Source organism: Ruminococcus sp. CAG:330 (assembly GCF_000437175.1).
Classification (GTDB): Bacteria; Bacillota; Clostridia; order Oscillospirales; family Ruminococcaceae; genus Ruminococcus_C.
This window is the reverse complement of record NZ_FR898057.1, coordinates 63,203-72,746: the sequence shown is the minus strand read 5'-3', so window position 1 is coordinate 72,746 and position 9,544 is coordinate 63,203. Positions and strand designations below refer to the sequence as shown.

Annotated in this window: 11 protein-coding genes; 5 read left to right on the top strand and 6 right to left on the bottom strand. The window is 46.6% G+C overall.

The features are described 5' to 3' along the window. Positions 1 to 46 precede the first annotated feature (46 nt). The 6 genes from QZL66_RS06970 to QZL66_RS06945 form a co-directional block, all read right to left on the bottom strand. Complete coding sequence (locus QZL66_RS06970; RefSeq protein WP_022411015.1) at positions 47 to 268, bottom strand: FeoA family protein; 222 nt, start codon at positions 266 to 268, stop codon at positions 47 to 49. A gap of 15 nt (positions 269 to 283) precedes the next feature. Then, positions 284 to 496: a FeoA family protein gene (locus QZL66_RS06965; protein ID WP_022411014.1), complete on the bottom strand. Its 213-nt coding sequence runs from the start codon at positions 494 to 496 to the stop codon at positions 284 to 286. 285 nt (positions 497 to 781) lie between these two features. Next, a complete protein-coding gene (locus QZL66_RS06960; RefSeq protein WP_022411013.1) occupies positions 782 to 1,918 on the bottom strand; it encodes a nucleotidyltransferase domain-containing protein in 1,137 nt (378 codons plus the stop codon). A gap of 94 nt (positions 1,919 to 2,012) precedes the next feature. Next, the gene (locus QZL66_RS06955) at positions 2,013 to 2,312 is read right to left on the bottom strand and encodes a hypothetical protein (RefSeq protein WP_022411012.1); all 300 of its coding nucleotides are present in this window, start codon (positions 2,310 to 2,312) and stop codon (positions 2,013 to 2,015) included. A 309-nt stretch (positions 2,313 to 2,621) separates the two neighbouring features. Beyond that, positions 2,622 to 3,389: a hypothetical protein gene (locus QZL66_RS06950; RefSeq protein ID WP_022411010.1), complete on the bottom strand. Its 768-nt coding sequence runs from the start codon at positions 3,387 to 3,389 to the stop codon at positions 2,622 to 2,624. A 316-nt stretch (positions 3,390 to 3,705) separates the two neighbouring features. Beyond that, positions 3,706 to 3,831 carry a hypothetical protein gene (locus QZL66_RS06945; protein WP_293601928.1) on the bottom strand — a complete coding sequence of 42 codons (126 nt, stop codon included), beginning with the start codon at positions 3,829 to 3,831 and terminating at the stop codon, positions 3,706 to 3,708. Between the two features lie 47 nt (positions 3,832 to 3,878). Between QZL66_RS06945 and QZL66_RS06940 the strand changes: the two genes are divergently transcribed. From QZL66_RS06940 to QZL66_RS06920, 5 genes are read left to right on the top strand one after another with little or no spacing between them, the layout of a single operon-like run. Continuing rightward, a complete protein-coding gene (locus QZL66_RS06940; protein WP_022411009.1) occupies positions 3,879 to 4,661 on the top strand; it encodes an ATP-binding protein in 783 nt (260 codons plus the stop codon). A gap of 5 nt (positions 4,662 to 4,666) precedes the next feature. After that, on the top strand, positions 4,667 to 5,458 hold the full coding sequence (locus QZL66_RS06935) for a hypothetical protein (RefSeq protein ID WP_022411008.1): 792 nt from the start codon (positions 4,667 to 4,669) through the stop codon (positions 5,456 to 5,458). Between the two features lie 3 nt (positions 5,459 to 5,461). Next, on the top strand, positions 5,462 to 5,974 hold the full coding sequence (locus QZL66_RS06930) for a hypothetical protein (protein WP_022411007.1): 513 nt from the start codon (positions 5,462 to 5,464) through the stop codon (positions 5,972 to 5,974). Positions 5,975 to 5,978: 4 nt separating this feature from the next. Then, positions 5,979 to 8,948 carry a hypothetical protein gene (locus tag QZL66_RS06925; protein WP_022411006.1) on the top strand — a complete coding sequence of 990 codons (2,970 nt, stop codon included), beginning with the start codon at positions 5,979 to 5,981 and terminating at the stop codon, positions 8,946 to 8,948. Between the two features lie 14 nt (positions 8,949 to 8,962). Further along, positions 8,963 to 9,433: a DUF6273 domain-containing protein gene (locus tag QZL66_RS06920; protein WP_022411005.1), complete on the top strand. Its 471-nt coding sequence runs from the start codon at positions 8,963 to 8,965 to the stop codon at positions 9,431 to 9,433. Positions 9,434 to 9,544: the final 111 nt, after the last annotated feature.

The following is a 9,544-nucleotide window of genomic DNA, read 5'->3' as shown; positions in this document are numbered from 1 at the left end:
AAAATTTGCCGAAAAGGCACGTGTATACGCTTGTGAAGACGGGTTCTTATTCTACTTCGATCAGCTCAGCATCTGCTTTCCGCAGGGACAGCTCGTAGCCTCTGACGGTAACTTCGATCGGGTCGCCCAGGGGAGCGACTTTACGGATATAGACTTCCACACCCTTTGTGATGCCCATGTCCATGATCCGGCGCTTGACAGCCCCCTCACCGGTCAGCTTCTTTACCCGGACGGTCTGTCCGATTTTGGCGTCTTTTAATGTAGCCATGTTGAATTCCTCCTCTTATATCATAATTTTTGCAGCCATTTCTTTGGTAATGGCAATACGGGTCTCTTTGACCTTGACGATAAGGTTTCCGCTGCCGGAATTCACTACCGTCAGTGTTCCGCCAACCACAAAACCCAAATCCTCCAGGTGCTTTTTGGTTTCCGCACTTCCGCCAACTTTTTTGATGATAACTTCGTCACCAGGGCTTGCAAACATCAGCGGCATCATACCAATTCTCCTCCTTTTTCTGAATGCGCCTGCCGGTTCGTGCAAACGCACAAACGGGCAAAAATTTGTTAGAAAAAGCAAATCTATTGAAAAACGGAAAAGTTAGAATATTCTAACTCTCTTGTTAGTATACAACTTCTGACTGCATTTGTCAAGGGGAAAACGCTTTTTTTTGAATTTTGTGGGATTGCACAAACTAAAAATAAAAATGAGAAATCAGTTCGTAAATTTTTTCACAGGAAGACGGAAGTATCGCCGGCAGGCGTGCTTTCCGCAACGCTCGTCCTAGTCATTGCGCAGTTCCTTGAAACACCGCAGTTCCAGAAGCAGGTGCTTTCTCTGCGTAATAACAGCCTGCACAAGCCGTATCACCCAGCACACCGGCAGCAGAAATGGATACCGTTTCAGCGCCGGGAACCGTGCCTGACACACTGCCCTCGGCGGAAACACTCGCTGCACCAGATAGTGCCATTTCGTACCGCCGGTCTCCCCGGCACAGTATGCCTGCATCTGCCGCTGAATGCCTTGCTGCACCGTTCCGTAAGCGCCGGAGATCAGGCAGGACTCCAGCTGTTTCCGCTCATCCGCAGACAGCGCCGGCAGTTCCACTGCGGAAAACACCCGAAGACTCAGCTGCCGCATCTGCTGTTCAAATTCTGACAATCCAAGCTGACGCAGTTCTGCTGTGAGATATGCCCAGTCCAGCACTTCACTTTTCTGCTGCAAATAGACATAATAGACATAGATGTCCAGCAGGGCACGCAGTCCGGTTCCGCAGCCAGTGGCGTGCTTGTGGGTGTGTGCGATCATATAGAGGTAGAAGTCCTCCGCCGTCATATGGCAGCCGAAGCGATGGTCTGTGTCTTTTCTCAGCAGGCGTTCCGGATTTGCATAATACGCCTCGATCCGTTTTTCCCGTCCAGCCGGATAGAGGCTGACATGCATCTCGAAGTGATACACCGGCGGTTTCTGGTACACATCGTGGTGCGATTTCCCGAAGCTGATTGCCTGATAGCCGTTTGCCGTCAGAAACGTTCGCACCTTGTCCCGTGCGGTTTTGTCGTAGAGAATGTCGTTGTCCGCCATCTGGCGCATGCCGATTTCAGGGTACATCGGTTCCAGCACGATGCCTTTCAGCGGCAGATACCAGATCCCGTTTTGTTCCAGAAATTCGCAGAGTTTTCGGCGCTCTGCTGCCAGCAGGATGCTCTTGCGGACGGCTTTTACGTGTTCCTCCTCCCATCGGGGCGAGCGGATTCCCGCCGACCGCAGCGCTACCGCAACCATCGCCGTCAGACAGTGGAACTGGCACATGATATAGAGCTTTTCCGGATCGACCTGCGCCAGAAGTTCCTGCGACGGGACTTTGCCATGGAGCGCACATGCTGCCAGTTCCCGCATCTGGTATGCTGTTTTCCTCATTGGGGTTTCCTTTCCAAGAAAAGCAGCAACATTTCTGTCGCTGCTCTCTGCTGTTTTATTCCTTTTTTGTCCTTTGTCGTTCAACCTACGAAAGTTATTTTACACCGTAAAAAATCCCTTTTTGAAAGGAGAGATAAATGGGCAATCCCGAAGAAAAGTTTAAAAAGCCGCCGATTACGAGCCAAATGAGTTCGGATGAAGCGCCTGCATACAGCACGATTTGAAGGATTCCGATCACAGCCCCTGCCAGTCCGGCATAAACCGTCACGCCAAAGCTAAGGTTCTTTTGATATCTTGTGGCAATTTCCTTTTCATGGATTTTGTTCAGATAAATGGGATAAGCAACACCAAACACGACGGCAGCCACTGCAATGAGGGCAATGCCATCTAACACATGGTGAAATCCATTTCTGCAAAAATAAAGGATGCCTGCTATCAGGTGTATGAGTCAACCAATATCACTGAACAGCCCGAATACCAGAAACGGAACATCCGGCATCATAGCCGTATAGCGGACACCTTTTTTTCCCTCCTGCTGGAGCTGTTTGATATGGTCTTCTGTTGTTTTCTTTTTTCATGCAAAGTTTCCTTTATCGTACTCATGAAAATCACCAGCTTCTCATTTGTTTTTTCCATTATACCACAATTTCCACCAAATTTCAATATGGGAAAAGAGGCTTTCTAAAGTTGAACTCTGTAGGATTTATTTTAGGTATTTCATAGTCAGCGTTACTTCTTCTAAAAAGTCATCTGGAATATAGATCTCCCCATTTTCGTCAAGCCACTCTCTTCTTATATACATCATGAAAGCATCCTTTAAATCTTTATCCTGAATATACTGCAATATTTTAGGAACATCAATCGTAATTTTATTATCGTCATCATACATTTTACAAGACAAAACATGATGTGCAAAAAATAGAAGCATCTCAGTATCTTGTGGCGTTTCATATATGTACGACCAAATCGTTTCTTCAATTGTTTTAAGGTCTTCTGATGCTACAAAATCATCATCAAAACGATTAATGTCCGGTATGATCGACCATATCAAATTCTTGATAAAAATTCTTTTCTGAAATTTATCATTATAGGATTTCAATTCATCTGTTCCCTTTTTGCCATCTGTAAACCATTCATTTCTATCATTTCGCAGCAACCACGCATCTCCCTGATCTCCTATTTCATAGATAAACAAATAATCATTATATAATTCAAATAGAATTCTAAACGCAGTCTCTTCTGTACAATAATGCATGCTTTCTATTCTGTCATCATACAGAATATTGGTAATTGCGTCGAATGGGAACAGTGGCTCTCCATCAACCGCAAACATTTCCACTTTAGATTGGTGATCCCTGTACACCATAAATGTCCCCATTTTATTAACATCTTCATTGACACTGATGAAATCATCCAAGCCTGCTTCGGCTATTCTCTGTTTCAATTCTGACATTACTTTTTCTTTCACCATGATGGTATCCTCCTTCAAGAATAATCCGCCAATTCAACTGCACAAATCTGATGAGCAATTCCATTGACAAAGCAGCGGTTTCTTTTCGACAAAATTCGTGTTTTCTTGTTTGATATAATTATACCTATTCCGCCCGTCTTTATCAACACTTTTTGCATATTTTGGTGCAGCAAATCACATTTACTTTCGAAAAAGCGGAAAAGTAGCCGAAACATGAAAAAAGCATCTCAATTGAGATGCTTTCTGCAATTTCTTGACAGACACTTTCTTTTCCCGCTGCTCATGCTTGAAGCCGATCGGTTCCGCAATCATATCCCTACGATTTTTCCAACTCCGCCGGACGCTCCAGCGTCTTTACCCGAAACAAGAAAAACCAGACGTGACAAATCCAGACCACTGCCAGAATCCCGCAGGGAATCCAGATTTGTTTTCGTGTCATCATAAAGAACCCGAATCCCATCAGGCTTGACAAGCGGCGGAAAAGAATTTTTGCTGAATACCAGTTCCTCTGTTGATTTTATCGATCTGCTGGAGCACAAGGTGGTATTCGAACTGGAAAACATCCGGAGCAGCGCAGAAAAATCTCTCATCATGGGCTTCATCCTAATCAATCTTTCCGAAGCAATTCGTGAAAAATATCAGATGGACGGAAAATTTCAGCATATTACATTGGTAGAAGAAGCGCATCGATTGCTAAGCAAGTATCAGTCTGGTGACAGCCCTTCGAAAAAGCAGAGCGTTGAAATGTTCTCGGACATGCTTGCGGAAATTCGCAAATACGGGGAGTGTCTGATTATCGCCGACCAGATTCCGAACAAACTGACACCGGATGTTCTGAAGAACACCAACACCAAGATCATTCACCGTATCTTTGCAGCGGACGATAAGGAGGCCATCGGGAATACGATCATGCTGAAAGATGAACAAAAGGAGTTCTTGTCCAATCTCCCCGCTGGTCGTGCGGTTTATTTTACAACTGGTACAGATAAGGCAATCCAGATCAAGATCGATCGGGAAACGGACACTTCTGAACAGGCACCGACAAATGCCGAAGTGCGAAACAGCGTTCTCGCATATTATCGGATCAATTACAAAAGAGGCTTGTACAAGGGGCTGGAGCTGTTTGATACGGAGCCGACAGAGGAACAGTTTGCCTGGATTCGGAAAATGAATTCCGAATTGCTCGAAAATCCGCATATATTTCCTACGAACACAAGCTCTAAGAAACGGGATTCCGATTCCCGCATTACAAAAATAAAAAAAGGAGTTTGATAATCATGGGTATTTTTAGTTCTGTTTGCGGTGCACTTAGCGGTGCGTTTCATAGCGTTTGCAGCTGTGTCAGCAGTATTTGCAGGGGAATCGGCGGCGCACTTGGCGGAACATTTCTCGGCGGAGCGATCTCTTCATTTATCGGAAAGATCGGGCTTGCACTTCCCGGCCCGAATGTTGCGGCTGCGATCCTGCTGGTCGTCGGGGTTGTGTGCAAAATTGCCGAATCGCTCGGGGTGAAGGAAAAAGAAAGGGATGAGCCGGAGGAGCTTGCATTCAAGGCGGAAAAGGATAAGGAATCCAAACCGGAGGACTTTGATTCCACCGAGGAATATATCAAGCACTTGCAGCAGGACATCAAGATTTCCAACGAGGACAAAGAAAAGCTTGACAAGATGTCGCCGGATGAAAAATCCGCCTATCGTGCAACGGGCGCTTATCTCTATGCGAAAGCCTGCAATGAAAAGCTTGGTTTTGACACAGACGGATTGAAAAGTCCGGAACTTGTTGGGATCACTGCGGAAATTCTCTCCGATCTTGCCAAGATCAAGGACATTCTCTCTCCGTCTGACTTTGTGGTGTACAACAAGTACCTGCAGGCAAACGGCATGGGAATGAAAGAATTTTCGGACTATCTCCACGGGTGCTCCGTCAATCTCGAAACATTTAAGAATGTGAAAGACGCTCTGTCGAATGCGATGCGGGAGATCACTCCGGGCATCAGCGACAGCGACATCGGCAAGAACCTCTATCAAATGAATGAAAAAGTCAATGAAACTTTCAGTATTGGGGAATAAAGAATGAAAATATGTCATTGTCTCTTCTGGATCGAAAAAAACAAAATTGCCGCCGTGCTCAGCAAAGACAACCGGTTTGAAGTCATGAAATTCGGCGGGAACTGCTTTACCGGCTATACGGAGGACTTTTGGGAAAAGTGGCAGGATTACGCCGGTTTCCTAAAGACCAGCCAAACCGATTTTTGTCTGGTATACGACGACGCTCCAACGATTTCGGAGGAGCTGCTGCATCGGGAATGTGCGGACGAATCCGGCGTATGGAACAGATACACGATACAGGATGCCGTGCATCTGCTGCCCATTACAAAGCCCACACAGATTTCCAATGAAAACGGTGTGTGCATTGCCAAAGCAGGCGCATTCCGAAAGGCGGAAACAACTGGAATTGTGAATCTCACGGCGAAATACCGGCATGCGGAAACCGCACCCGCCGAAGCGGAACGAAAAATTTTGGAGACGACGCCGTTTATTGACGAAATGTGCGAAAGACTGAAAATTTACGACAAGGGGGAATAGAACCGTGGCAGAAGTAGAAACCACCAGACAGGTGGACAAGGTCGTTTTGCGGGACGATGTCTTGAAAAATGTGCTCCATGCGGAGCTTTACAAAACACTGCGGGAGATGCTGAGTAAGAGATATGCTGAAATGGAAAAAAGCTATTTCGAAAAGCTGTGGATTAAATTTAAAGTCAACAATGAAATTGGCTATTGGAATGGAAAAGCGCAAATTGCAATACCTGTTCAAAACAAATATGCAAGCATCAACAATTCCTATTTTGGTTTGCTCACTATGGCGTTGTCTGAAAAACAAACTAAATTCCTATTCGGAAAAGATATTCCAGAGGAAATCAGAAAGGGCATTAATGCTTCGACTAGTTATCATAATGGTCATTATATAGGTTTTCAAGGCGGTTCTTATGGTATTGAAAATCATGAAGTTGTTGATTGGAATGATACAGATTCTGTAAAGATTGGTGCTGTTTGTATTAGTTCCAAGAAATTTCGAGAAGCAGTTCTCTCTCAGGAATATCAGATCTTCGATGATGAGATTTTTCAAAAAGCCATCGCATTTCTGAAAAATCGGAAAGATCGGAGCATTCTGGAAACCGAAGACAAATCCAAGTGTCTCTCAGAGAAAGAGATAGACCGGCTTCAGACCATCCTCGGATTGAACCGGACACAGATCGAAATAGAAGTTTCCAAAAGACTTGCAAGCAATTTCACACTGTCGCCGGAACTCATCGATACGTACACGGCGGGGCTTCTTGCATGCGACAAAGTGCGTGCAGATCTGGAGGTCTACGATAAAAAGTGCCTGGAGGATGTCAACTCCGGCCATTGGGAACTCTGGTCGGACGAAGCGCCGAAAGCGGAAGACGGACAGGTGCTTGTTTCTCTGAAAAAGCCGCTGATCGCACGGAATCCGGCTGCCGACATCCACGAAGACGGGCTTATCGGCATTGACTTTGGTACCAAAAGCACCATTGTTTCCAAACGGGACGGCCGTGCGAAGACGACGCTTCTCCGTGTGGGCACCGGTCAGCTGAGCAAAAAGGCAGAGGCGCAGCACTATGAGAATCCGACGATCATGGAGTTCATTGATCTCGAAAAGTTTCTCAAGAGCTACGGCACCAGAAACGGCAGACCGGAAACCTCCATCGATGATCTCCGTGTTTCCCACACCGCAAACTACGACCTGAAATCCTGCACGATCAGCGACAATTTCTATTCGTTCTTTTATGACATCAAGCAGTGGTGCGGAAACAAAAACCGCAGTGTAAAGATCATCGACCAAAAAGGCGTGGAGCGTGTGCTGTCACCGTTCACTTCTCTGGAAGAAAGCGCATTCAATCCTTTGGAATTATATGCGTACTACCTTGGTCTGTACATCAACAATATGCGGAACGGCATTTATCTGGATTATGTTCTCTCGTTCCCGACCACCTATGAAAAGACCGTAAAGGAAAAAATCCAGAAGAGCTTCGAGATCGGTTTGAAAAAATCGCTGCCGGATTCTATTCTGAAAAATGCAGAGATCATGGCAAAATTCAGAGTAAGACAGGGCGTGAGCGAACCGGCTGCGTATGCCATTACAGCATTGCAGGGATACGGATTTGAGCCGGATGAGGGCGAAAATGTTTTTTACGCCATCTTCGATTTTGGCGGCGGCACAACGGACTTTGATTTCGGCTTGTGGAGATGCGCAGACGACAGCAAACGTGAAGAACGGCGCTATGACTACGTCATCAATCACTTTGGCTCTGAGGGCGACAGATATCTCGGCGGCGAAAATCTGCTGGAACTGCTTGCGTTTGAAGTATTTCGTGCAAACGCCGATCTTCTCGGCGGCGACAAGAAAGGCAGCAGCGGGGATGCGGTGGGATTTTCATTTTCAAAACCGCAGGAATGCGACGCTTTTCCGGGCAGCGAGATGCTGATCTCCGATTCCCAGGAGGCAAAGCGGAACACCAAGCAGCTGATGGAAGTGCTTCGCCCTTTCTGGGAGGGGATTATCGGAATTGACAGCAAGACTGCTGCGCCCGCAAACGCCCCCGCTGCTCCGAAATCAAATGCAGCAAAGGATGCGGAAACCGTTTCCTATAATGGCTATATCTTCAGAAACGACGAGATCTGCACATTCCCCATCAATGACGGCACGATCACAGTAGATCTCTTTGACAAGGAGGGAAAGCGGAAATCCAACTTCAAGCTCTATGTCGAAAACAAGGACAGAAACATTCAGCTGAACCTGGTGGAAGTGCTGGAAAAACGCATCGAACGTGGCGTGTCGAACTTTTTCACCTCTATCTGCAAGGCGTTCCGCAACGAATCGCTGCAGCAAAGCGGCGTCAATGAGATTCAGATCTTTCTGGCGGGAAACTCCAGCAAATCGCCGATTCTCCGAAAGCTGTTTGACAAGTACATCAAGGAGAACAACGACAGCTTTCGGGAGGTATCCGGCGGAAGCCACTTCTACCTGTTCCCGCCCCTCGGCACAAAGGAAGCCATTGCCATTCAGCGGGAAAAAGGCATCAGAGTCGATGAAAACGACATCACTGCGCCCACCGGAAAAACCGGCGTTGCCTATGGTCTGATTACCGGACGTGAGGGCGGTAAGATTAAGGTGATCTCGGAGATCAAAGCGGACGAACAGACCAAGTTCCGCTTTAACATCGGCATCGAGAAGCGTGGAAAATTCAAGATGGTGCTGGACAGAACACTGGTTGCCTATGGACAGTGGGTGTGCCTGACCGATGCAAGCGTAGAGGATTTCGAAATTTACTATACCTCTCTGCCGAACGCAGCCAAGATGTCTATCGACGAAACCGGCATTTACAACAAGCGCTGCCGGCTGCCATATACCAGCGATAACGCAGATGTTTTCATTCGCTGCGTGGAGGATGCGCCGGAGGACATGGAATATTGTATTTCCGAGGGAGAACCCTCCGCAGATCCTGCGGGTGTGGTTCGTGTGCATCTGGGAGAGTGAGAAAGGAGTCGATTATGTCAAAACGTATTGTTACGCTCGGTACCTGGGACGGAACGCCCATCCAGTGGATCGTCCTGAAAGAGAGCAAGCTTGGCTCGGTTGTCATCAGCAAAGACAGCCTTTTCCAAAGGGAATTTGATTCCAAGAACCGTGACTGGCCTGACAGTGACATCAGAGCATACCTAAACAGGGAATTTTTTCAGCAGGCGTTTCGTGCAGAAGAGAGAAAGCGCATCATCAACACCATCATAGACGGGAAGAAAACGGATATTTTTCTCTTGAGCAAAGAGGAAGTCGAAAATTGGATGACGTCAAATGAAAGAAATTGTTCTGGAAATTGGTCTCTTCGTTCTCAATATAATAGCGACTGTATTGATGTAGTATATGATAATGATAGAGACATAATTGGTGATATATGCGCATTCGTTCATACACTAAAGAGGGGGTCGCGTACTATTCGCCCCGCTTTCATTTTGGACCTTTGATATTTCTTCAGCACACAAACAATGAGCTTCATATTCCGCACCCCCGGCACGAGGAGCAGGCATTAACCGCCTGTTCCTCGTTTTTGCTGTCCATCTACAAAACCAGCTTGA